Source organism: Streptococcus penaeicida, assembly GCF_002887775.1.
In the GTDB taxonomy this organism is placed as follows: domain Bacteria; phylum Bacillota; class Bacilli; order Lactobacillales; family Streptococcaceae; genus Streptococcus; species Streptococcus penaeicida.
The window spans coordinates 61796-88085 of sequence record NZ_LOCM01000028.1 but is presented as its reverse complement, the minus strand read 5'-3'; the positions used below and the strand labels follow the sequence as shown (position 1 = coordinate 88085).

At 39.2% G+C, this 26290-nt stretch carries 15 protein-coding genes and 3 pseudogenes; 13 read left to right on the top strand and 5 right to left on the bottom strand.

Annotated features, from left to right (window positions below):
- Positions 1–75 precede the first annotated feature (75 nt).
- The 12 genes and pseudogenes from AT575_RS07660 to AT575_RS07605 all read left to right on the top strand — a co-directional run bounded on the left by AT575_RS07660 (position 76) and on the right by AT575_RS07605 (position 20108).
- Positions 76–6429: a pullulanase gene (locus AT575_RS07660; protein ID WP_102777841.1), complete on the top strand. Its 6354-nt coding sequence runs from the start codon at positions 76–78 to the stop codon at positions 6427–6429.
- A 176-nt stretch (positions 6430–6605) separates the two neighbouring features.
- Positions 6606–7601, top strand: coding sequence for a UDP-glucose 4-epimerase GalE (gene galE, locus AT575_RS07655; protein WP_102777840.1), 996 nt, complete (start codon positions 6606–6608; stop codon positions 7599–7601).
- A gap of 60 nt (positions 7602–7661) precedes the next feature.
- Positions 7662–8018: a DUF6568 family protein gene (locus AT575_RS07650; RefSeq protein WP_102777839.1), complete on the top strand. Its 357-nt coding sequence runs from the start codon at positions 7662–7664 to the stop codon at positions 8016–8018.
- Positions 8019–8092: 74 nt separating this feature from the next.
- Positions 8093–8497, top strand: a complete 405-nt coding sequence (gene yajC, locus AT575_RS07645) for a preprotein translocase subunit YajC (RefSeq protein ID WP_102777838.1) — start codon at positions 8093–8095, stop codon at positions 8495–8497.
- Positions 8498–8670: 173 nt separating this feature from the next.
- A pseudogene (locus AT575_RS07640) lies at positions 8671–9419 on the top strand (isoprenyl transferase).
- 12 nt (positions 9420–9431) lie between these two features.
- Positions 9432–10226 (top strand): phosphatidate cytidylyltransferase, encoded by a 795-nt coding sequence (locus AT575_RS07635; protein ID WP_102777837.1) that lies wholly within the window; start codon positions 9432–9434, stop codon positions 10224–10226.
- Between the two features lie 29 nt (positions 10227–10255).
- Positions 10256–11515 carry an RIP metalloprotease RseP gene (rseP, locus tag AT575_RS07630; RefSeq protein ID WP_102777836.1) on the top strand — a complete coding sequence of 420 codons (1260 nt, stop codon included), beginning with the start codon at positions 10256–10258 and terminating at the stop codon, positions 11513–11515.
- A gap of 23 nt (positions 11516–11538) precedes the next feature.
- Entirely contained in the window at positions 11539–13392 is a 1854-nt protein-coding gene (locus AT575_RS07625) for a proline--tRNA ligase (RefSeq protein ID WP_102777835.1), read from the top strand.
- A 284-nt stretch (positions 13393–13676) separates the two neighbouring features.
- Positions 13677–18079 (top strand): annotated as a pseudogene (locus AT575_RS07620) (PolC-type DNA polymerase III).
- Between the two features lie 106 nt (positions 18080–18185).
- On the top strand, positions 18186–18611 hold the full coding sequence (locus AT575_RS07615) for a MarR family winged helix-turn-helix transcriptional regulator (protein ID WP_102777834.1): 426 nt from the start codon (positions 18186–18188) through the stop codon (positions 18609–18611).
- A 110-nt stretch (positions 18612–18721) separates the two neighbouring features.
- Positions 18722–19336 (top strand): nitroreductase family protein, encoded by a 615-nt coding sequence (locus AT575_RS07610; RefSeq protein ID WP_102777833.1) that lies wholly within the window; start codon positions 18722–18724, stop codon positions 19334–19336.
- A gap of 169 nt (positions 19337–19505) precedes the next feature.
- Complete coding sequence (locus tag AT575_RS07605) at positions 19506–20108, top strand: NADPH-dependent FMN reductase (protein WP_102777832.1); 603 nt, start codon at positions 19506–19508, stop codon at positions 20106–20108.
- Positions 20109–20188: 80 nt separating this feature from the next.
- Here the strand turns inward: AT575_RS07605 and def are convergent, their stop codons facing one another.
- Together def and AT575_RS07595 are read right to left on the bottom strand one after the other, a co-directional pair.
- Positions 20189–20803: a peptide deformylase gene (gene def, locus AT575_RS07600; RefSeq protein ID WP_102777831.1), complete on the bottom strand. Its 615-nt coding sequence runs from the start codon at positions 20801–20803 to the stop codon at positions 20189–20191.
- An 85-nt stretch (positions 20804–20888) separates the two neighbouring features.
- Positions 20889–21524, bottom strand: coding sequence for a phosphatase PAP2 family protein (locus AT575_RS07595; protein WP_102777830.1), 636 nt, complete (start codon positions 21522–21524; stop codon positions 20889–20891).
- Between the two features lie 246 nt (positions 21525–21770).
- Between AT575_RS07595 and AT575_RS07590 the strand changes: the two genes are divergently transcribed.
- Positions 21771–22103, top strand: coding sequence for a hypothetical protein (locus tag AT575_RS07590; protein WP_102777829.1), 333 nt, complete (start codon positions 21771–21773; stop codon positions 22101–22103).
- Positions 22104–22364: 261 nt separating this feature from the next.
- Here AT575_RS07590 and AT575_RS07585 read toward each other — a convergent pair whose 3' ends face one another.
- From AT575_RS07585 to AT575_RS07575, 3 genes and pseudogenes are all read right to left on the bottom strand, one after another.
- Positions 22365–24494, bottom strand: a complete 2130-nt coding sequence (locus tag AT575_RS07585) for an RNA degradosome polyphosphate kinase (RefSeq protein WP_102777828.1) — start codon at positions 24492–24494, stop codon at positions 22365–22367.
- A 17-nt stretch (positions 24495–24511) separates the two neighbouring features.
- Positions 24512–25380: pseudogene (locus AT575_RS07580) on the bottom strand (Ppx/GppA phosphatase family protein).
- Positions 25381–25603: 223 nt separating this feature from the next.
- Positions 25604–26269, bottom strand: a complete 666-nt coding sequence (locus AT575_RS07575; RefSeq protein WP_102777827.1) for a cyclic nucleotide-binding domain-containing protein — start codon at positions 26267–26269, stop codon at positions 25604–25606.
- Positions 26270–26290: the final 21 nt, after the last annotated feature.

Sequence of the window (26290 nt, the reverse complement as noted above, 5' to 3'; positions counted from 1 at the left end):
ATTATTTAAGAAAACGGTTGCATAAATGGTTTTTCCTTTGTATACTAGTTATGAAAAGGATCAAAGGAGGATCATATGTTACATTCAATGATTAAAAAACCTGAAGCCTTCAGACCTGAAAAACGGCAAAAATTTGGGATTCGTCGTTTGAAGGTTGGAGTTGCTTCGGTAACTATTGCAACAGCTCTCTTTTTCTCGGGAGGGCATGCTGTTCAAGCCAATACGGTTGATAGTCTGACAGATGCTACTGGGACAAGTCTCGTCACAGATACCAATTCGTCTAGTGATCAAATTCCAACATCGACTACTCCAACAAGTAGCGAGACTCCGATTGCTGTTAATGCTAGTCAGACTTCTGAAACCAGTAATCCAATTTCTACCGTATCGAATCAGGATGCAACTGTTAATTCGACAGTAGAGACACAGCCAGTTGAAGTTGTCAATCCAACTTCGCTTGATACAAGCACTTCAAATGATAGTGTTATTACATCAACTACCCCGACTGTGGAAACGAATGTAGCAGAGACTCCAATTGCTGCTGGTGATATTCGTTTGCATTTTCAAAATGTAACTGATGCCAATGTTGCCAATGCGGCGATTTGGACTTGGGGAGCAGTTGCTAATCCTTCATCGGGGACTTGGCCAACAGCCGCAACACCTTTTAATAGTCAACAAAAAGACGCCTATGGCTACTATATTGATATCACTAAGTCAGCTAGTGGAACTGGTGATATTGGTTATGTTCTTTTAGATAATGGTACTAAAATTGGTGGTGATGGTGACAGGAAACTTCCTGTTATCGACCCTAGTATGAATGAAGCTTGGATTGATGCGCAATTCAATTGCTATACTTATCAACCGATTGCTGATGAATCTATCATTCGCATTAATTATAAACGAGCAGACAATAATTATGATGGCTGGGGTGTTTGGATTTGGGGTGATGTGACCACTGCAAGTCAAAAATGGCCGACTGATGCTTTAGATTTTGTCAATGTGGGACCAAATGGTCGCTATGTTGATATCCCGCTTTCAAAAGGATTGGCTTCGAATTTCGGATTCTTATTAGTCAATCAAAATAATCCTGATGCCCCTGGCAATAAAACTGTGGATTATAGCTTCACTGATCGGGAAAGTCAGAGTCAGCTCTTTTTGAAGAGTGGCGATGATAGCTTGTACACTAATCCTTACTACATTAAAACTCAAACTGAGCAAGATTTCAGCAAAGCGATTCCTGGAACTAAGAACATTAAAGCTCAAGCTAGCAGTTTGCGTCCTTTTAATTACAATGAAACTGGCATTATTGATATTGCTTTGACGAATCCTGATAATGCCAAAATCACGCGCATGGAGGTTGACACTGCGCAAATCGGTGGTGGCAAGATACTGATTTCACCTGAATTGAATCGAGTGACGATTACGGCTAGTTCGACAACAGCAGCGGGCACTTACCAATTGCCAATTCGGATTTACGATGCTGATAATGGTTATTATGATAGTCAAGTGACTGTAACCATTAATCCTCGGAACAAGAAGCCTGGTGAAAAGGACTGGGATGAGCAAGTTATTTATTTTGCTGTGACTGACCGATTTTATAATGGTGATCAGAGCAATGACAATCCTTTTAATCAACCTTATGATAGTGCAGTCAATCAAGCTGGTGTCTATAAGGGTGGTGACTTTAAAGGAATTACTGCTAAATTAGATTACTTGAAGGCTCTTGGTGTTTCCAGTGTTTGGGTGACACCGATTGTCGAAAACGTGCCACAAAATGTTAGTACTGAAGCTGGTAAGGAATACTATGCTTATCACGGTTACTGGGCTGATGATTTTGAAAAATTAAATCCACATTTGGGGACCTTGGATGATTTCCATGACTTGATTGACCAAGCTGCGGCGCGTGGCATTAATATTATTGTCGATGTGGTCCTCAACCATGCGGGTTATGGTTCAGAGACTAAATTCAAGGATATGATTCGTACAGGGGACCAGATTATTGCTGGGGATGACCAGAAAGATTCTCTTGCCAACCTTCCGGATTTCCGGACTGAAGATCCTTTGGTTCGTGATCAATTAGTGGCTTGGCAAACACAATGGTTAGAAAAAGCCACGACAGCAAATGGCAATAGCATTTATGCTTTCCGTGTTGATACGGTCAAACATGTTGATGACACTACATGGCAAGATTTTAAAAATGAATTGGCTTTAAAAGATGCTGACTTCCACTTGGTGGGTGAAAGTTGGGGAGCAAATTATAAAGATACCAAGGGTGATTTAGGCACTGGTACTATGGATAGCTTGCTTGACTTTGGCTTTAAAGACATTGCTAAACTCTTCGTAAATGGTCAATTAACAGCTGCTGGAAAAGAACTTGTTGCTCGAAACAATTTCTTGACTAGCAATCAAACATTAGCACAGTTTTTGGGCAGTCATGATGAAGATGGCTTCCTTTACAGTATTGGCGATGATCTTGATAAGTACAAGTTAGCTATTAGTCTTTTATTGACAGCTAAAGGTCAGCCAGTTATCTATTATGGGGAAGAATTAGGTCAATCAGGAGCTAATAACTGGCCTTATTATGATAACCGTTATGAATTAGATTGGTCAAAAGCTGATACCAGCGAACTGTTAAACCATTATAAAGCTCTTTTAAATTTCCGTAACACTCATAGTGATTTGATGGCCAAAGGTGATTTAAACCTTATATCTTCTAGTGACAGTCAAAGATGGTTATTGACAAAGCGCAGCCATGGCAGTGATGCAGCTTACTTCCTATATCACATGGGAGATGCTAGCCGCACTTTCAAGGTAACCCTTTCCTCCGAAAAAGCTACAGTTTTTGACGCTTATTCTGGCAAGTCTTATCAAGCCCAAAAAGCTGCTGATGGAAGCTTCTTTGTTGAGCTTTTAGCGCCAAATTCTAAAGATGGCGGAACTATGATTTTACAAGTCACTGATGGCGATATTGTTAAGGTGGATACCGTACTTGATGCGGAAACGCCTATCGCAGCAGGCTATATTCGTATGCATTTCAAGACTTTACCGTCTACAGATTTGTCTAGTCTAGGGCTTTGGACTTGGGAAGATGTGGCTAAGCCTTCTGAGCAAAATGGCGCTTGGCCAACAGGTGCGACCAACTTCAAATCGGCTAAGCAAGATGCCTATGGCTTCTACCTTGATATTCAAATGGCAGAAGGTCCTCGAGATTTAATTAAATGGCTTATTAATAATACCGGAGGCCAAAATATTACTGGCGACCAATCTTTTGATGTGCTGAGTCAAAGTATGAATGAAGTTTGGTTTGATGAAAACTACAAAGCACATTATTATGCGCCTCAAGCTGTCGGGACTCTTCGCATCAACTATTTCCGGACTGATGGGAACTATAGCGACAAATCATTATGGCTTTGGGGCAGTGTCGACCCAGCTCAATTACAACAATTAGGAGCTTGGCCAGATGGTATCAATTTTACTGACTTAGGTAAGTATGGTGTCTACCTTGATATTAAATTGACAGATTTACCAAGTGATTTAGGCTTCCTCTTATTGGATGAAAGTAAGAGTGGCGACGCTGTTAAAATTAATCCAACTGATTACAAATTTACTGATTTTAAAAATAACACACAGATTTTCTTGAAAGACGAGGATTCAACCATTTATACAAACCCTTACTTTGTTAATAATGTTCGCATGTTAGGTGCTCAACAAATAAGTCCGACAACTATTGAAGCTAGCATGACCAGTCTTGAAGGTGCTGATGAGGCGACAATTCTTAAAAACCTAACAGTGACTAATGGGTCTAAAGAATTGGTGACAGTAGACTCTATTACTCTAAATGCAGCTCAAAAAACAATCCTCATTACTGGTAATTTTGCTGCCGATAAGGGACCTTTTACAGTCACTTATATTTCAGAGGAATTTCTAGCCAAAGGCAATTGGGAGTACAAAGATTCTCTTTATGCCTATGATGGATTCCTAGGTTCAAAAGTCAATGAAAATGGTCAATCTGTTGACTTGGCTATTTGGTCACCAAGTGCTGATAATGTTTCAGTGGTTGTTTATGATAAAGATGATCAATCTCTTGTTCTTGGTACTGTTGCTATGCAAAAAGGAGACAAAGGCCAATGGACTGGACATCTGGATAGCAATTCTGGTTTGGGTGTGACTGACTATCGGGGCTATTATTACCATTATCAAATTCAACGTGGTGATAAGACGGTGCTTGTTTTAGATCCTTATGCTAAGTCATTGGCAGAATGGAATTCTGATTTAGCCGCTAAAGGACCTGAATATGCAGTTGCTAAGGCAGCCTTCATTGATCCGAGTCAATATGGTCCAAAAGACTTAGATTATGCTCACATTCCAGGCTTCACAAAACGTGAAGATGCGATTATCTATGAGGCGCATGTTCGTGACTTTACATCTGACCAGGCTATTTCTGGTGATTTGAAAAATCAATTTGGAACATTTGCGGCCTTTGCTGAACGCTTACAATATTTGAAAGAATTAGGGGTTACCCACATTCAATTATTGCCTGTTATGTCTTACTATTTCATCAATGAAATAAATAAAGACAGAATGGATAACTATGCTTCAAGTGATACCAATTATAACTGGGGTTATGATCCACAATCTTACTTTGCTTTGACAGGTAATTATTCTTCAGACCCAACTGATCCAAGTAAACGCATTTCCGAATTCAAGAATCTAGTTAATGAGATTCACAAACTTGGTATGGGTGTCTTGCTTGATGTGGTTTACAATCATACTGCTAAGGTTGCTATCTTAGAAGATTTGGAACCAAACTATTACCATTTCATGGATGCTGACGGGACTCCTCGGACTGCCTTTGGTGGCGGTCGTGTTGGGACAACCCATTATATGACGCATCGCCTCTTGCTTGATTCTATTAAATACATGGTTTCAGAATATAAAGTTGATGGTTTCCGCTTTGATATGATGGGTGAACATGATGCGGCAACGATTCAAGCTGCTTTTGATGCAGCGAAAGCTCTTAATCCGAATATCCTGATGTTAGGAGAAGGTTGGATCACTTATGCTGGAGATGAGAACAAGAAAGTTCAGGCGGCAGATCAAACCTGGATGAATCAAACAGATTCTGTTGCTTCATTCTCTGATGATATCCGTAACTTATTGAAGTCAGGTTATCCAAATGAGGGGCAACCAGCCTTCTTAACAAATGGTAGTCGTAGCATTAATGGCATCTTTAGCAATATTAAAGGACAACCAACTAACTTTACGGCTGATGATCCTGGTGATGTGATTCAATATATTGAAGCCCATGATAACTTAACCCTTTTTGATATTATTGCGCAATCTATTAAGAAGGATCCAAGTATTGCGGAAAATAATGCTGAAATTCACCGTCGTTTACGTTTAGGTAATCTGATTATTATGACTTCGCAAGGGACAGCATTTGTTCATTCAGGTCAAGAATATGGCCGTACCAAACAATTTCGTGATGAAGCCTACAAACAGCCAGTAGCAAGTGAATTGGTACCTAACAAATCTCATTTATTAGTGAATGAGGATGGTACACCATTTGAATATCCTTACTTTATCCATGATTCTTATGATTCTACTGATGCTATTAATCACTTTGATTGGACTAAGGCAACTAATAGTCAGTTATATCCTGAAAATACTAAGAGTCACGACTACATGCAAGGCTTAATTGCAATTCGTCGTTCGACGGATGCTTTCCGACTTGGTGACAAGGCACTTGTTGATCAAAATGTGAGCTTGTTAACCATCCCTGGTCAAGATGGTGTAGCTGAAAATGATCTTGTTATTGGTTATATGGTTACTGCAACAAATGGCGATCGTTATGTGGTTCTCGTTAATTCGGACAGTAAGGCACGTCATTTTACTCTACCAGCAGAATGGAGTAGCGCTAGCGTGCTGGCAGATGGTGAGCGTGCAGGCTTAGCCAATTTAACAAATCCTATCGGTTTGCATTTTGATCAAAACGGTTTAACGCTTGATGCTTTGACAGCGACTATCTTGAAGTTGGCGAAAGTGACAGATACAGAACCTGGGGACACAGGTCAGAATCCAGACGCATCAAATCCAGGAGATAATGGCGGAAATCCAGACACACCAGTACCTGGTGATACAGGCCAAACCCCTGATACACCGGTCCCAGGTGATAATGGACAAACTCCAATTCCTGATGGACCTTCTGGTAGTGGCCATGATCAAGGCAAGTACAAAGGTCATGAAAAACATGATAAATCTAATAAGGGACATGATAAGGTAGAAAAAGAGTCAAAAGTTATTGACAAAGAACTTAAAAAAGCCATCAAAGCTGATAAGAGTAAGAATAAAAAAGGCATTCTTGCTTTAGCTGGTGGAGCCTTAATTTTACCGTTTGCTTTATCGGCACGTAAGCATGGTAAAGAAAAATAATTACTCATTCAATCTTTGATTGGCATAGTTGACATACGTAAGAGATTAGATTTAATCTAGTCTCTTTTTTTATATTAGGCTACTTATCTAATCTCAAAGTTGAAATAATTATATGCGATGGTATAATAACAACTACAGAATGTTCAAATAAGGTTTTTAGATACAGGAGAAAAATAATGGCAATTCTTGTACTTGGGGGAGCAGGATATATAGGCTCTCACATGGTTGATTGGTTGATTGAAAATGGAGGTGAAGAGGTTGTCGTTGTGGATAACTTAGTTACTGGTCATCGCCAAGCGGTTCATCCAGAGGCTTCTTTTTATCAAGGTGACTTAGCGGATCAAGACTTTATGCGTCGGGTATTCCAAGAAAATAAAGATATTGATGCGGTTATTCATTTTGCTGCCTTCTCCTTGGTTGGTGAATCAATGACAGATCCTTTAAAATACTTCGACAATAATACCGTTGGTATGGTTAAGCTTTTAGAAGTTATGAATGAAGTTGGCGTTAAGAAGATTGTTTTCTCATCAACTGCAGCGACATATGGTATTCCTGAAGAATTGCCGATTAAAGAAACTACTTCTCAAGCACCGATTAATCCATATGGCGAAAGTAAGCTGATGATGGAGAAAATCATGGATTGGTGTGATAAAGCTTATGGCATCAAATTTGTTGCCCTTCGCTACTTTAATGTGGCGGGTGACAAACCTGATGGTTCAATTGGTGAAGATCATAAGCCAGAAACCCACTTAATTCCGATTGTCCTTCAAGTGGCTAATGAACAACGTGAAAAAATGATGATTTTTGGGGACGATTATGAAACAGCAGATGGTACAAACATTCGCGACTATGTTCATCCTTTTGATCTAGCGCAAGCTCACCTTTTAGCTGTAAATTACCTTCGCAAAGGAAATGAATCTTCTGCCTTTAACTTGGGTTCATCAACTGGTTTTTCTAATCTTCAAATCATTGAAGTGGCCCGTAAAGTGACAGGTAAAGAAATTCCTTGTGAAATTGGCCCTCGTCGCCAAGGGGATCCGGATGTCTTAGTGGCTGATTCAACTAAAGCGCGTGATATCCTGGGCTGGAAACCAGAATTTGATAACATTGAAAAGATTATTGCCAGCGCTTGGACTTGGCATTCAAGCCACCCAAATGGCTATGAAGATTAAAATAAGGGCTTGGGCCCCTGTGTCCTTGCCTTTAACTATTTAGATTTAAGGAGAGACAAAATGGATTTTCAAGAAGCTATCAGCTACTTTACCGAAATAACAATGGCGCAATTGAATGAAAAGCTCGAGACTAAGGAAGATTTTATCCTTTTTCTAGGGCGACCTACCTGTTCTTTTTGCCGCCGTTTCGCACCGAAATTAGCTCAAGTCAGTCAAGAAAAAGAATTAACTGTATACTATATCCCCAGTGACTCCATAGCCGATTTTGATGCTATTCAAGAATTTCGTGCCAGCCATCAGATTCAAACTGTTCCGGCTTTGGTTGTTGGAAATGCTGGAAGTGTTAAGGTGGTTTGTGATTCCAGTTTGTCACCATCAGAAATAGCCGATTTTATCTTGGGCGGTAGCGGAAAATAATTAGCCTCTCCTTGCTATGTTATGTGAATTTTGATATAGTTAAGCAAGACTTTTAATTAAAAGAAGGAGCAATTATGGGATTTTCAACAATAATCATGTTTGTCGTCTTTATTGGACTCATTTTCTACATGCAACGCCAACAAAAGAAACAAGCACAAGAACGTCAAGAACAAATGAACGCCTTACAAAAAGGTGATGAAGTTATCACAATTGGTGGGATGTACGCCTTAGTCGATGAAGTTGACCAAGTAGCAAACAAAATCATCTTAGATGTCGATGGTGTTTATTTACCATTTGAGTTAGGAGCAATCAAACGTATTGTTACTAAAGCAAGTGCAGAAGCAGTTACAACAAGTAATGAAGTCGTAGAAGATAAACAGACTGAAGAAGTCGCACCAGCAGCTGAAGAAGTAACTCCAGTAGCTGAAGAATCAGTAATTCAGACAGCTGAAACAAGTGATTCAGCTATTCAAGAGTAAGCAAATAGTTGAAAAATTAAGTAGCTTGACTTGAAATCAAGAAAAAGTCCTCTAAAATCGCCATAATTTGGCTATTAGAGGCCTTTTTTTGTGGATTTAGACGCTAAAAGCTAAGTCAAATAGCTCTAATTATGGTAAAATAAAGTAAGTACGCTTAAAATTAAGGAAATGACATGTTACGATTACAGCTAAAACCAAAAGAAGTAAAACTCGAAAAAATTCCTAAACATATTGGCATTATCATGGATGGTAATGGTCGTTGGGCGAAAAAGCGCTTAAAACCACGTGTTTTTGGTCATAAAGCCGGAATGGATGCCCTTCAAGAAGTGACCATTGCAGCATCAGAATTAGGCGTAAAAGTCTTAACCGTTTATGCCTTTTCAACCGAAAATTGGACCAGACCTCAAGATGAAGTCTCTTTTATCATGAATTTACCAGTTGAATTTTTCGATAAATATGTTCCGGAGCTTAACAAAAATAATGTTCGCATCCAAATGATTGGTGAAACCAATCGATTACCAGAAGCAACTTTAAATGCTCTGAATCGAGCTATCGAAGCTACTCGAAAAAATTCAGGACTCGTCTTAAATTTTGCTTTGAATTATGGTGGTCGTGCCGAAATTACTAGTGCTGTGCGGATGATTGCACAAGATGTTTTGGACGCCAATTTAAATCCCGGTGATATCACCGAAGAATTAATTGCCAATTATTTAATGACCGATCACTTGCCTTACCTATATCGTGATCCAGATTTGATTATAAGAACCAGTGGCGAATTGCGTCTTAGCAATTTCATGCCTTGCAATCGGCCTATAGTGAATTTTATTTCACACCCATTTTATGGCCAGACTTCAAGCGAGCTGAGTTAATTGCAGCCTTGGAAGATTATAACCGCCGTCACCGTCGTTTTGGTGGCGTTTAGAGGAGTAAATTTATGAGAGAACGAATTATCTGGGGGGCAATAGCAGCAGTTATCTTTTTGCCATTCTTAATTATTGGCAGCCTTCCCTTCCAGCTTTTTGTAGCTGTTTTAGCTATGATTGCTGTATCCGAAATGCTTAGAATGAAACAGTTAGAAGTCTTTTCATTTGAAGGCGTCCTAGCCATGTTGGCAGCCTTTGTTTTAACTGTTCCAATGGACAATTACCTCAATTTTCTACCAGTTGACTCAAGCTTTGCTTGTTTTGGTCTTATTGTCTTCTTCTTTTTAGCAGGGACAGTCCTAAATAGTGAGCGTTATTCTTTTGATGACGCAGCCTTTCCAATAGCAGCAAGTCTTTATGTGGGTATTGGTTTCCAAAATTTGGTCAATGCTCGCATGTCTGGAATCGACAAAGTCTTGTTAGCACTTTTTATCGTCTGGGCAACCGACATGGGGGCTTATTTCATCGGACGTAAGATTGGCCGTCGAAAATTATTGGCTAAAGTATCACCAAATAAAACCATTGAAGGTAGCTTGGGTGGTATTGCTTCTGCAGTTCTTGTTTCTTTGATATTTATGCTTTTTGATAAGGCTGTATATGCACCGCATCACTTTTTAACCATGTTAGTATTTGTTATTTTCTTTTCGATTTTTGCGCAATTTGGCGATCTTGTTGAAAGTTCTATTAAGAGACACTTTGGTGTTAAAGATTCAGGAAAATTAATTCCAGGTCATGGTGGTATATTAGACCGCTTTGATTCCATGATTTTTGTTTTCCCTATCATGCATCTTTTTGGACTTTTTTAAAATCAAAAAAGTAGACTGAAAGGAAATTTATGCTAGGCTTATTAACCTTTATCCTTATTTTCGGCATAATTGTTGTTGTCCATGAATTTGGGCATTTCTATTTTGCCAAGAAATCAGGTATTTTGGTTCGTGAATTCGCAATAGGTATGGGCCCCAAACTCTTCGCTCATACTGATAAAGAAGGAACCTTATATACTGTTAGAATGCTCCCCTTAGGTGGCTATGTTCGGATGGCTGGCTGGGGTGATGATGAAACGGAAATTAAAACCGGCACGCCAGCTAGCTTGACCCTTAATCAAGCTGGCTTGGTTAGTCGTATAAATCTCTCGAAAACCAATATCGATCCGACGAGCTTGCCAATGAATGTCACCTCATATGACTTAGAAGACAAGCTGTCTATTACTGGATTAGTCATTGATGAGACAAAGACCTATGCGGTCGACCATGATGCCACCATCGTAGAAGAAGATGGAACAGAGATTAGAATTGCCCCTCTGGATGTTCAGTATCAGAATGCCAGTGTCTGGGGGCGTCTAATCACCAACTTTGCTGGTCCAATGAATAACTTTATTCTTGGATTCTTGGTCTTCATCCTGCTAACTTTTGTTCAAGGTGGTGCGCTTGATTATTCAAGTAATCATATCAGAGTCGCTGATGGTGGTGCTGCCCAGGCTGCAGGAATCAAGACCAATGACCAGATTTTGAAAGTTGGTAAATACAAAGTTGCTAACTGGGAAGATTTAATAAAAGCTGTTGATCAATCAACAAAAAGCCTTAAAGAAGGACAAACCATCCCTGTGACTGTAAAGTCTAAAGGGGACAGTAAGATTGTCCAAGTCAAACCCCAAAAAGTGGCTAAGAGCTATGTCATTGGCGTTCAAGTGCCATTGAAAACTGGGCTTATGGACAAAATCTTAGGCGGCTTCCAAATGGCTCTTAGCGGAGCAACACTCATTATCACTGCACTGAAAAACCTTATTCTGAGCTTTAGTTTAGATAAACTGGGTGGTCCGGTAGCCATGTATCAGATGTCTAACCAGGCGGCTCACAATGGTTTAGAATCTGTACTGACTTTGATGGGCATGTTATCCATCAACCTTGGTATTTTCAACCTTGTGCCCATCCCGGCCTTAGATGGTGGGAAAATTTTAATGAATATCATTGAAGCTATCCGTCGCAAACCACTCAAACAAGAAACAGAAACTTATATTACCTTTGCAGGAGTTGCCATCATGTTAGTTCTTATGGTAGCAGTGACCTGGAATGATATTATCCGAGCTTTTTTCTAAGTTAAGAGGAGAAAAATAATCTAATGAAACAATCAAAAATGTTAATCCCAACCTTACGGGAAATGCCAAGTGATGCACAAGTTATCAGCCATGCCTTGATGTTGCGTGCTGGTTATGTTCGTCAGGTCTCAGCTGGTATTTATGCCTATTTACCACTAGCAAACCGTACCATTGAAAAATTAAAAACAATCATGCGTCAAGAATTTGATAAAATTGGTGCCGTTGAGATGTTGGCTCCAGCTTTATTAACAGCTGATTTATGGCGTGAGTCTGGTCGTTACGAAACTTATGGAGATGACCTTTATAAATTAAAAAACCGTGAATCATCAGATTTCATCTTGGGGCCAACTCACGAAGAAACTTTCACGACTTTGGTACGTGATGCGGTTAAATCTTACAAACAATTACCTTTAAACCTCTATCAAATCCAAGCTAAATACCGTGATGAAAAACGTCCACGTAACGGACTTTTAAGAACCCGTGAATTCATCATGAAAGATGGTTATAGTTTCCACCAAAACTACGAAGACTTAGATGTCACTTACGAAGACTACCGTAAAGCCTATGAAGCTATCTTTACGCGATCAGGTCTTGAGTTTAAAGGGATTATTGGAGATGGCGGTGCAATGGGAGGTAAAGATTCCCAAGAATTTATGGCTATCACACCTGAACGGACTGACCTTGACCGTTGGTTGGTATTAGATAAATCCATTCCATCAGTCGATGATATTCCAGAATCAGTTCTTGCAGAAATCAAGGAAGAGCTAAGCTCATGGTTGATTTCAGGTGAAGACACCATTGCTTACTCAAGTGAATCTAGCTATGCGGCAAACCTTGAAATGGCCAGCAATGCCTTTGCCCCAACCACTAAAGTTGAAGCTCAAGAAGATTTGGTTGAAGTGGCGACACCAGACTGCAAAACTATTGACCAAGTGGCTGAATTCTTAAATCGTCCAGCTGAAACGACTATTAAAACGTTACTTTTCATGGCAGATGGTCAACCAGTTGTGGCTTTATTAGTTGGTAATGACCAAGTCAATGATGTTAAATTGAAAAACTATTTAGAAGCTGATTTCTTAGAAGCAGCAACTGAAGAAGAAGCCTTTCAAACTTTTGGAGCGCATTTTGGTTCACTTGGTCCAGTTGGTATTTCTGAAGACATTAGAATCGTTGCTGACCGTAATGTCGAAAACTTGGCTAATGCTGTTGCCGGTGCCAATAAAGATGGTTTCCATGTGACTGGCCTTAATCCAGGTCGTGACTTCCAAGCAGAATATGTTGACATTCGCGAAGTTAAAGAAGGGGAAACATCTCCTGATGGCCATGGTGTTCTTCAATTTGCTCGTGGTATCGAAGTTGGGCATATCTTCAAATTAGGGACACGTTATACTGAAAGTTTTAATGCCAATATTCTTGATGAAAATGGCCGAGCAGTCCCGATTGTCATGGGTTGTTATGGTATTGGTGTTTCTCGAATCTTGTCTGCAGTCATTGAACAACATGCCAGATTATTTGTTTCCAAAACGCCTAAAGGTGATTTCCGTTTTGCCTGGGGTATTAACTTCCCAGAAGAATTAGCTCCATTCGATGTTCATCTCATCACTGTTAATGCTAAAGATCAAGAAGCTCAAGACTTAACAAGTAAAGTTGAAGCTGATTTGATGGCTAAAGGCTACGAAGTATTAACTGATGACCGTAATGAACGTGTTGGTTCTAAATTCTCTGATAGTGATTTGATTGGCTTGCCAATTCGTATCACTGTTGGTAAAAAAGCAGCTGAAGGTATTGTCGAAATCAAAATCAAAGCAAGTGGTGATAGTATTGAAGTTCACGCTGATAATATTATCGAAACACTTAATATTTTAACCAAGAAATAAAGTTTAACAGCAGGTGTCTTTGGTCACCTGCTGTTAAGATAAGAGAACTAATCCAATTGATACCCCAGTAGTAGCTACACCTTGTACCAGATAACAAAGTTCTTCAAGAAGATGACCAAATAGGCTCTATTCGGAGTTCTTATGAATAAGATGTTAACGACCATGAATCCATGGTCGTTTTTTTGAACCAGAATAGGATCTGAGGATTGCCAAGGCTTATTTTGACAGTCGAAATTTATTAAGAATTATGGTAAAATAGAGCCTAAGAAATTCAGGAGAAATTTATGTCAGACTTATTCGTAAAACTAATGGAACAAATAGAAATACCACTTGAAATGCGTACTTCAAGTGCTTTTTCGACTGCTGACATTATTGAGGTTAATGTACATTCCCTTTCACGTTTATGGGAGTTTCACTTTTCCTTTGCAGAGATTTTACCCATTGAAATTTTTCGAGAATTGCACTATCGCTTAACCCATACCTTTAAGGCGGCTGATATCAAAGCGACTTTTGATATTAAAGTGGACAAGGTGGATTATTCAGATCAGGACTTGTTGCAAGCCTACTATCAGGAGGCTTTTGAACACGCGCCTTGTAACGCGGCCTCTTTTAAGTCTTCTTTCGCCAGCCTCAACGTTTCTTACCAGGATGGCCTTCTGATTATTGATACGCCTCAATTTGTCAATAATGATCATTTCAAGAAGAACCACATTCCTAATCTGGTTGCCCAATTTGAAGCCTTTGGCTTTGGCCAAATGGCCATAGAAATGGTAAGCAATCAGGAAATGACCGAGGCGATGAAGCATTCTTTTGTGTCCAATCGCCAAGCTATTCTAGAGAAGGCGGTACAGGAGAATCTTGAGGCGCAAAGATCATTAGAAGCCATGCAGCCACCTGCGGAGGAAGCTAGCGACAAAAAACCAAGCTTCGACTATAAAGAAAGAGTTGCCCAAAGGCAGGCTGGTTTTGAAAAGGCTCCAATAACTCCGATGATTGAAGTGGAAACTGAGGAAAACCGCATTGTCTTTGAGGGGATGGTTTTTGATGTGGACCGCAAAACGACGCGGACAGGCCGTCATATCATCAACTTTAAAATGACTGACTACACCTCAAGTTTTGCTATGCAAAAGTGGGCCAAGGATGATGATGAACTACGCAAATTCGATATGATTGCCAAAGGTTCATGGTTACGGGTTCAAGGGAATATTGAAAACAACCAGTTCACTAAGAGCTTGACCATGAATGTGCAACAAATCAAAGAAATTGTTCATCACGCTCGGAAAGATTTAATGCCTGAGGGGCAAAAACGAGTTGAACTCCATGCTCATACCAATATGTCAACTATGGATGCCTTGCCGACTGTTGAATCCTTGATTGACACAGCTGCTAAATGGGGTCACTCGGCTATTGCCATTACTGACCATGGCAATGTTCAATCTTTCCCTCATGGTTATCACCGTGCTCGTAAAGCCGGGATTAAAGCTATTTTTGGTCTAGAAGCCAATATTGTGGAAGACAAGGTTCCAATTTCTTATGACCCTGTTGACATGGACTTGCATGAAGCAACTTACGTCGTATTTGACGTTGAGACAACGGGTCTTTCAGCCATGAATAATGATTTGATTCAAATTGCAGCTTCAAAAATGTACAAAGGAAACATTATTGAACAATTTGATGAATTCATTAATCCTGGTCACCCACTTTCAAGCTTTACAACAGAATTAACGGGGATTACCGACAATCATTTAGTTGGTGCTAAGCCACTTTTACAAGTACTGGAAGAGTTCCAAGCCTTTTGTCAAGATACAGTCTTGGTTGCCCATAATGCTAGCTTTGATATTGGCTTTATGAATGCCAACTATGAGCGTCATAAATTGCCTTTAATCACGCAACCTGTTATTGATACACTAGAGTTTGCCCGTAATCTTTATCCAGAATACAAACGTCATGGTCTGGGACCATTGACCAAACGTTTCCAGGTCTCTCTTGATCACCACCATATGGCCAATTATGACGCGGAAGCCACTGGACGCTTGCTTTTTATTTTCTTAAAAGAAGCTAGGGAAAAACATGGCATTACCAATTTAATGGACCTAAACACAAAACTGGTGGCAGAAGATTCCTATAAAAAAGCTCGTATCAAACATGCGACAATTTATGTGCAAAATCAGACCGGTTTGAAAAATATTTTTAAACTTGTCAGTCTTTCTAATGTCAAGTATTTTGAGGGTGTGCCAAGGATTCCAAGAACTGTTTTGGACCAATATCGTCAGGGGTTACTTTTAGGAACGGCTTGTTCTGAAGGTGAAGTTTTTGATGCCGTTTTGACTAAGGGTGTCGATGCTGCTGTTGAAGTGGCTAAGTATTATGACTTTATTGAAATTATGCCACCGGCCCTGTATTACCCACTGATTGCGCGTGAATTGGTTAAGGACCAAGCTGGAATTGAACAAGCTATTCTTGATTTGATTGAAGTGGGTCGCCGTCTTAATAAGCCTGTCATTGCCACAGGAAATGTTCATTATATCGAACCAGAAGAAGCTATTTATCGTGAAATTATTGTCCGCGCTCTTGGACAAGGAGCCATGATTAATAGAACTATCGGCCGGGGAGAAGGGGCCCAACCAGCACCATTACCAGAAGCCCACTTTAGAACCACTAATGAGATGCTTGATGACTTTGCCTTTTTGGGGAAAGACCTGGCTTACCAGGTTGTGGTTCAAAACTCGCAAGATTTTGCTGAACGGATTGAGTCCGTAGAGGTCGTTAAAGGGGATTTGTACACACCATTTATCGACAAGGCTGAAGAAACTGTTGCGGAATTAACCTATCAGAAAGCTTTTGAAATATATGGAAATCCACTACCTGATATCATCGATTTGCGGATTGAAAAAGAATTAACCTCTATTTTAGGTAATGGCTTCGCCGTGATTTACCTGGCCTCTCAGATGTTGGTTAACCGATCAAACGAACGGGGTTACTTGGTAGGTTCGCGGGGTTCTGTTGGATCTAGTTTCGTTGCCACCATGATAGGGATTACGGAAGTTAATCCTATGCCACCGCACTATGTTTGTCCAAATTGTCAGCATTCAGAATTCATCACAGATGGTTCTGTCGGTTCCGGTTATGACTTAGCTGATAAAAACTGTCCAGAATGTGGCACAGCCTATAAAAAAGATGGACAAGATATCCCATTTGAAACCTTCCTTGGTTTTGATGGGGATAAGGTTCCCGATATCGATTTGAACTTCTCTGGGGATGATCAACCCTCAGCCCATTTGGATGTTCGTGATATTTTTGGTGCCGAATATGCCTTCCGTGCTGGTACCGTAGGTACGGTTGCGGAAAAAACAGCCTATGGTTTTGTTAAGGGTTATGAGCGTGATTTCGGTAAAATGTACCGAGATGCCGAAGTTGATCGCCTAGCAGCCGGTGCAGCCGGTGTTAAACGGACAACAGGTCAGCACCCAGGTGGTATTGTTGTTATTCCAAACTACATGGATGTTTATGACTTTACCCCTGTTCAATACCCAGCTGAGGATGTTACGGCTTCTTGGCAAACCACCCACTTTAACTTCCATGATATTGATGAGAATGTCTTAAAACTTGATATCCTGGGTCATGATGACCAACCATGATTAAAATGTTGGAAGATTTAGCAGGAATTGACGCTAAAACAATTCCAGCAGATGATCCAGGAGTTATGGCGCTCTTCTCTGGAACAGAGATTCTAGGGGTAACGCCTGAACAAATTGGGACACCAACAGGGATGTTGGGTATTCCGGAATTCGGAACCAACTTTGTTCGTGGTATGGTTAATGAGACTCACCCAACTACCTTTGCGGAGCTTTTGCAGTTGTCAGGACTGTCACATGGTACCGACGTTTGGTTGGGGAATGCGCAAGACCTTATTAAAGAAGGCATTGCTACCCTTAAGACCGTTATCGGTTGTCGGGATGACATTATGGTTTACTTGATGCACGCTGGCTTAGAACCCAAAATGGCCTTTACCATTATGGAACGTGTGCGTAAGGGAATGTGGTTAAAAATTTCTGAAGATGAACGCAATTCTTACATTCAAGCCATGCGTGAGAACAATGTGCCCGACTGGTATATAGAATCCTGTGGGAAAATCAAATATATGTTCCCGAAAGCCCATGCGGCAGCCTATGTATTAATGGCCTTGCGGGTTGCTTACTTCAAGGTGCATTACCCAATCATGTATTATTGTGCTTATTTCTCCATTCGGGCTAAAGCCTTTGAGCTGAAAACCATGAGTGGTGGCCTTGATGCTGTTAAAGCAAGAATGGAAGATATTGCCCTTAAACGCAAAAATAATGAAGCAACTAATGTTGAAAATGATCTCTTTACGACTCTGGAACTGGTTAATGAAATGTTGGAACGTGGGTATAAATTTGGTAAGTTGGACCTTTATAAGAGTCATGCCCTTGAATTCCAGATTGAAGGAGATACCCTTATTCCACCTTTCGTGGCCTTAGAAGGCTTGGGTGAAAACGTGGCTAAACAAATCGTTAGAGCACGTGAAGAAGGAGAGTTCTTATCGAAAATGGAGTTACGTAAACGTGGCGGAGCTTCACAAACGATTGTTGAAAAGATGGATGATATGGGAATCCTGGGGAATTTACCGGAGGATAATCAATTAAGCCTTTTTGATGATTTCTTCTAATAGTAACATTCAACTTAAAAAATCTCCTATGAGTAAATAAAAACAAGATAATTGCATTTATTACTAACTAGTTATAAAATAAGTCCATAATAGGAAAGGAGGCAAGATGGGAACGTTTAAAAATTCAGCAGTAAAATCAATGGTCGTTATGCGTAAAGCTTTCCGGACGATTGATGCTAAAGTATCTGAAAGCTATAAAGACTTTGATTTGACACCAACACAGTTCGCAGTATTGGATGTCTTAAGTGCAAAAGGAACCCTTAAAATTGGTGAACTCATCAATAGCATGTTGGCAACTTCAGGTAATATGACCGTCGTTATCAAGAACATGGAGAAAAAGGGTTGGGTTGAACGTATCATGTGTCCAAATGATAAACGCTCTTTCCTTGTGAGCTTAACAGAGGATGGTAAGGCAGTTATTGAGAAAGCTTTACCAGAACATATCAGACGTGTTGAAGAGACCTTTTCTGTTCTGACAGAAGCAGAGCAGGAAGAGTTGATAAGACTTTTAAAAAAATTTAAAAATGCCTGAGTCATTTCTTTTGACTTTACTAACTAGTAATCATATAATTACTACATAGTAATAAATACAAAGAATGTTCAGGCATTCTTTTGTAGCCACAATTTCATAGGAGAAAAAATATGTCATTTTTACAAGAATTAAAAAATCGTCGCACAATCTATGCATTAGGCCGTAATGTTGAAGCTTCAAACGATCAAATTGCTGAAGTTATTAAAGAAGCTATCCGTCAATCACCATCAGCTTTTAATAGTCAAACAACACGTGCTGTTATCTTGTTTGATGAACAAGTGACAAACTTCTGGAATACTTTAGTAGCGACTGACATAGAAGCTACAATGAAAGAACAAGGTGTTCCTGAAGAAGCTATTGCTGGTACTAAAGAAAAATTAGCGAGCTTTGGAGCTGCTAAAGGTACAGTTCTATTATTTGAAGATCAAGACGTTGTTAAAGGTTTACAAGAACAATTTGCTCTTTATGCTGATAACTTCCCAGTTTGGTCAGAACAAGCGTCAGGTATCTCAACTGTTAACGCTTGGACTGCACTTTCAGCTGAACTTGGTTTAGGCGCTAACTTACAACATTACAATCCAGTAATTGATGCTTCAGTTGCTAAAGCCTATGATGTCCCAGCTTCATGGAAACTTCGTGGACAATTGAATTTTGGTTCAATCGAAGCTCCAGCTGGTGATAAAGAATTCATGGCTGACGAAGACCGTTTCAAAGTTTTTAACTAAGTTTTAGTAGTCTTCTATAAATAGTAACGCCTATTGATAGGAAGTTGGGAAATTTGGCCAACTTCTTATTTTTATGAGTTAAATCAATTGACTTTACTAATTAGTAATAATATAATTACTACATAGTATTAATAAGTTGCTAGTATGTAACGAAATATAAGGAGACACTATGTCTATCATTGCTAAACTTAAAGGTTTTTTTAAAGGAGAAAAAGAAGTGAAAAATATTCTATTTATCGACGGTTCTTTACGTAAAGGGTCATTCAACCATCAGTTAGCTCAAGCAACTGAGGAAATTTTAGCTGGTAAAGCTAACGTGACTTATTTAGATTGGGCACAAGTTCCTGTTTTCAGTCAAGATCTTGAAGCCAATGCCCCAGAATCAGTCGTTAAAGTTCGTGAAGCTATCCAAGCTGCAGACGCTATTTGGATCTTCTCACCAGTTTATAACTTCTCAATTCCTGGTTCAGTGAAAAACTTACTTGACTGGGCATCACGCGCACTTGATTTATCAGATACAACTGGTCCTTCAGCAATCGGCGGTAAAGTCTTAACTGTTTCATCAGTTGCTAACGCAGGTCATGAACCAATGTTCGCTATCTACAATGATTTAATCCCATTCATCCGTACAACAGCAGCAGGTGAGTTCACTAAAGCAACTGTTAACCCAGAAGCATGGGCAACTGGTGTGCTTGAAATATCTGATGAAACGAAAGCAAGCTTGTCAGCACAAGCAGATGCACTTTTAGCAGCTATTTCAACAGAAGCTTAAGTATAATCCTCCCTAAATAATCCACAAATACTTTCCCCTCAAAAAGAAAATCTCAGTTCAAGTAAACTGAGATTTTTTCATTATTCAATAATTAACATGCCTTCTTTAATGGCAAATGGATTGTCTTGATTAATGCGGTCATAGAACATAATGCCGTTAATATGATCGATTTCATGTTGGACAACAATGGCATTGTAACCTTTGAGTTTGATGCGTTTTTTCTCACCGTTTTTAGTGAAGTAGTCAACAGTGACACGTGCATGTCTGACTACATAACCTTCCACTAAGCGGTCGACAGACAAACAGCCTTCTCCATCAGCAAGGGCAGCATCTTGAACAGCATGGGCCACAATTTTTGGGTTATACATAATTTCTTGCAGGCTATATGCTTCTTTGGGAGGATTGCCTTCGGCGTCTTCCATATTAGGTACGAGGACTGCGATGATACGTTTTGAAATATCTAATTGCGGTGCAGCCAGTCCAACGCCTCCCCGTAAGTCTAATTTCTCAGCCATGACAGGATCTTGAGAATGCTTCAAGAACTGCATCATTTTTTCACCTAAGATGATATCCTCATCACTTAAGGGGAAGGCAACTTCTTGAGCATTTTCTCTGAGGGTAGGATTACCTTCGCGGATAATATCATCCATGGTAATCATGTGACTAGCTTTTATTATTTTATCTTGTGCGGACATTATTACTCCTTTAATGTTTCATGGAAATACTATATCACAAAATAACTGATTTATAAAGCACAGCCAAGGATAAGTTAGCCAACTTTCAAGCTTTCCTCTCTTCCTTTGATAACTTTAAAGTTTCTATTTTCCCAGAAAAGAGGCTGAAAAAAAGAGTATGAGCCATGGCCAGGCATAAGGATCCCAGGATGTCTGTTGGGAAATGATCCCGGAGGTAGACACGCGAGAAAAGAAGTGCCAAAGTCATGAGTAGTGCGCCCCATCTCATGAGAGTGGCGGAAGTGTCTTTACGGCCAGCTAGAAGGACTAAGAGGACTTGGTAAAAAAGAATCATACAGATGCTATGACCACTTGGAAAGCTAAAGCCAGTATCGGGGAAAAGTTGAAAATGTGGTCTAGTTCTATGCACCAAATGTTTCAGCAATAAAGCTAGGGTACTGGTTCCGAAATAAAAAGTCACCAAGTAGATACTTTTAGAGAGCTGATGACGGTTAAGGATGAGTAAGATGGTCGCCAATACACTAACGATTAATGGGCTAGCAATGCTGGAAACATAAATCATGAAAGTGGTTAGGCGATGGCTGTCACTCATAGCGACGAGATTAAAGATAGCATTGTCTAAATAGTGAATAAGGGCAGAGTTACTGCTGACGCCAAGTACCAGTAAGATAAAGAGACCACTATAAACTAAGGGTGTCTTTCTGAAAATAAGTTTGGTCATGTTTGCTCCTTTGATTGCTATAGCATATCCCAGTTAGCTTAAATAAAACCAAAATAATAGAAAGTAGCAAAAACCTTTAAGATTCGTTTTAGGAAGCGCAATATATCCATTAGAATAGGGATTTTTGGTCCCAAAGATTTACAATCAAACCAACCTGATTTGATTGACAAGGCTTCCAAAGAAGCTTATAATGTGCTTATCATTTTAAGAAAATCCGTCAAAAAATAGATAGAAAGTAGGCTAAGAATGGAAGGAATTATTGCACTTGTTTTTATGGTAGGCTTGGGCTATGCTTTGTATTCAGCCTTTAAAGCAAAGCTTTGGGTAACCAAAACCTTAGGTTATGATTATTACATTCGTTTTGTCGGCATGAGTGAGGGTATCGATTTAAATGAGAGTCCGAAAATCATGAAAAAAATCAAAATTGTTTCAGGGTCTAAGTCGCAAATGTCTTATTCTGTCCAATCTTTACTCAACGATCATGCCTTGAAAGAATTAATTATGGCTGAATTTGACTTACGTAGTGATCAAGTGATCATCCAATCTGAACAATTATCTGGTGTTCTAGGTATGGTTTAAAAGCTTGTTTGTTTTATGCCATACAAGTTGTTATTAGAATAGACAAGTTATCATATTTTTTGCAAAAGCTATTGTTTATTAGATTGCCTTTCGTTATAATACTAGTATCTCCAAACAATATAATCCTCAGTTGAGAGAGAGGATGATAAGACAAATTTTAAAAGGTCCTTCTTGAGGTCCTTTTTATTTTTTCAGAAAATGGCGTAATAAATCGTGGTATTATATTACCTGAACAAAAAAATGAGGCTTAGCCTCATTTTTTTATTTTAGACGATTGCGTAATCTGTTAAAGAACTGATTGATTGGTTTATTGTTGGCTTTGTTTTGAATCTCCTGCAAGCGAAGTTGTTTTTGGAAGTTCTTTTCGGCATCTTTGATAAAAGAATCTTGCGAAGAAAATTCCTTTTGTCCTTTAATAGGTGTTATCTTTTCATAAAGGCCTGCCGAAGATACATTTCGCCCTTTCAAAGTATCTGAAAATTGCCGGTTCATGTAAGTCATAATCCGCTGTTGAATTTTAGGATCATAAACAGGTGCGGCGATTTCTACTCGATCTTCCATATTTCGAGTCATTAAATCCGCTGATGAAATGTACATGCGCATCTCATTATCTTTACCAAAAATATAAACACGAGGGTGTTCTAGGAAACGACCGACAATGCTGTGGATTTCAATATTCTCAGTCATTCCAGGTACCCCAGGTATTAAGCAAGTAATACCGCGGATAATTAATTTGATAGGGACGCCAGCTTTAGATGCTTCCACTAACTTATCAATAAAGACAATATCAGTAAAGGAATTAAATTTGAAGAAGAGATACCCCTCAGGCCCTTTAGCAATTTCACGATCAATCAACTCTAAGAATTGTTGTCGCAAGCTGGTTGGTGCTTGTAAGAGATGCTTGTATTTTCCATTTAAATTACCCAAGGAAAGGTGGGTGAAGAAGTCATTAGCATCCAAGCCAATTTCTGGGTTAGCGGTTAATAATGAAAAGTCTGTGTAGATTTTAGAGGTTTTCTCATTATAATTACCAGTACCTAATTGGGTGATGAAATGAATATTTTCAGACCGATCTTTGAAGATTGCTAAGCAGACTTTAGAGTGGGTTTTATATTCTTCAAAGCCATAGATAACGTGACAGCCAGCTTTTTCCAAGATACCGGCATAATTTATGTTGGACTCTTCATCAAAGCGAGCCTTTAATTCCATCAGAACGGTAACATCAATCCCATTCTCAGCGGCCTTAATCAGCTGTTCAACGATTTTAGACTGTGATGCAAGGCGATAGATGGTTATCTTGATAGCACGACACTCGGGGTCTTCGGCCATTTCTTTTAAGAGTGCAACGAATCCTTCAATATCTTCATAAGGATAGGAAAGCAATTGGTCTTCTTGACGAATCTTGCTAATAATTGAAGGGGTGTATTTGAAGGGGTTATAGGCATTAATCTTTGGATAGAGGAGGTCGTTTTTGACAGCAGAAGGAACGATATCCATCATCGGGAAGACAAAATCCATGCTTAATGGTGATTGGCTGACCATATAATGAGCGTCATCTAGTCCTAATTTTTTAAACAAGAAGGCCTTACTGGTTTCAGACAAAGGACCTTGCGATTCCAGACGAACGATGTTGAGACGTTTGCGCTTTTTAACAATGGCTTTCATAAAGTCCTTGTAATTGTCAAACATGTCATTGTTTTCATTGTCCGTACTTAAGTCAGTATTACGGGTAACAGCAATGATTGTCTTAGTGAGGACATTGTAGCCTTCAAAAATTTTTTCAATTTTATGGAGAATAAGATTCTCAGTTAAGATGAAGTCCACCTGGTGTCCTGGCAAACTGAGGACTTGCTGAGATTTTTCCGACATTGGCAATAATCCAAACATGGTTTGGCCATCACGTTCCAATTCTGTTAGGACATAACGCTTGTTATTTTCCAAGAAGGGAAGTGGGTGGCTCATGTCAATGATTTGTGGCGACATCAATTCATCAACGCGTTGCTTGAAGAATTTATTGGCAAATTGTTTTTGTTCTTGATTGAGTTCGGGATAGGTTAAATGACGGATATGATAATTTTTCAAATCATCTAAGATATCTTGATAAATCTGATCACGCTTTTGATAGAGGTCAGGCATCATGCTCAAAATCAAATCCACCTGTTGAGCGGCGGTCATATCCGACTTGTTATCGATTTTATGCTTTTTCATCAGCATTAAATCGTGGAGTGTTCCAACCCGAACCATAAAGAATTCATCTAAATTACTCGTAAAGATGGCTATGAATTTGAGTTTTTCTAAGAGGGGAACTTCCGAAGCTTGAGCTTCTAAAAGAACTCTCTCGTTAAAATGTAACCATGCCACCTCGCGGTTTTGCATGTATTTGTTTGTCATAGTAAAACTCCCCTAGCTCAGACCTTTGAGCTGTCTTTCATTTCTTTGAGACTATTAATGAGGTAACCTTCGCGGATACCTTTATTTGAAATACGGATTGTTTTGATGCCAAAGTCTTTGCAGACTTCCATTAAAATGATGACACCAGGAGTCAAGGTGTGAACACGATCAGGAGCCACTTTAAAGACATTAACCATTGTCTTTTTGTCTTTTTTTAAGAGTTTTTTCGAAAGTGTTTTTAATTGATCTAGACTAAATTCTAGTGGACTAGCATTGTTTTCATTTTTTTGAATGACTTTACCAATGGCCCGTACACTACCCCCAATACCGATAATGGTGTCAAAGTTAGGGAGTTTATCACTTGTCTTTTTGAGTGCCTTTTTCACTTTTTCAGACATCTGGTTGCATTCGTCTTGGCTTGGCAAAATGTCATCAACATACTTTTTATAGAAAGATAAGGAACCATCTGAGAGGTTAAAGTCTTTAACAATGGCTTCATCTTTAAAAATGGCGATTTCAGTTGAACCCCCGCTATATCGATTGAGAGGCCGTCTGAATGACCGTAAACTTCTTCAATCCCGATATGACCTAATCGTGCTTCTTCACTTTGTTTCAAAAGGTCAATAGTAATATCTAGTTCATCTTTAACTTCTTTGATGACAGCATCCTGATTACTAACGTTGCGGAGTGAAGCAGTAGCAAAGAAGTGAACAGCATCAAGTTTAACAAAAGTTGTTACTTTTTGAATGGATTTTAGGGTTGTTTTTAAGGTTTCGATGCCATCTTTGTTTAATTGACCATCTTCCACATAAGAAGCTAAGCTTGCAGTGTATTTTTTGGTAAAAAGAATTGAATAGTCTTTTCCTTCAAGATGGTAAATGTTCATCCGAATTGTATTAGATCCGATATCAATGATTGCAATGTTCATAGTATTCTCCTTTACGTACTATTATAGACGAAAAAAGGCTTGTTTTGTTCGGTTTTGCCTAATTTTTTACAAAAATTTTACAATTGAAAACACCCACTTTTTCAAGGGGTGCTTTGATATGTAAAGCTCAAACATTATAAGGTGACAATTAGCCTAATGACTCAGCAAAGCTTATGTCGGACTAATCCCATTCCGCCAATTCTTTCAGTGCCTTTGGATTAGTAATCTGATAATTCTTAAAGGACTTGGATTCAATAATTTCCGCCTGCTTTAATTGATTGATGACGCGATGCAGATGGCGGTAACTGGTACCAAAAGAATCCGCTAAGAGCGCTAAATTTAATCGGAAAAAGCCATCTGACTGACTCTCTAAGATATGTTTGGCTAAGCGTTCTTTGACCGTATAGGTGACGTTTTGAGTACTTTTAATATTCTGCTTGTAAAAATTTTTGGCTAGCTCATGGCTGATTTGGTATAAAAAGTTGGGGTTAGCTAATAATTTTTCTTTACTGATTTTGTTTAATTGGATAACATAGGTCTCCTCTAGCGCAATAACAGAGGTGACGGCCTTTTGATTGGTTAGGATTTCAATATCACCAATTATACAGGGCTGTTTATAGCTCTCTAAAATATGTTCCTTACCATTGGAAAGGCGCCTTACTATTTTGACATTTCCACCGATAGCATAGGCTAAAAATGATATTTTTTGATCTTGATGGCAAATAATTTCCCCTTTTTGATAGCGCAAGAGTGTCAGTTCTGAATGCAAGGATTCGGGAAAAAAGTTTTCTAGGTCATATTCTTTCAGTAGTTGCTCTAATATTTCTTGATTTGGAATCGTCTTCATGTCAATTTTATGACCTTGGTC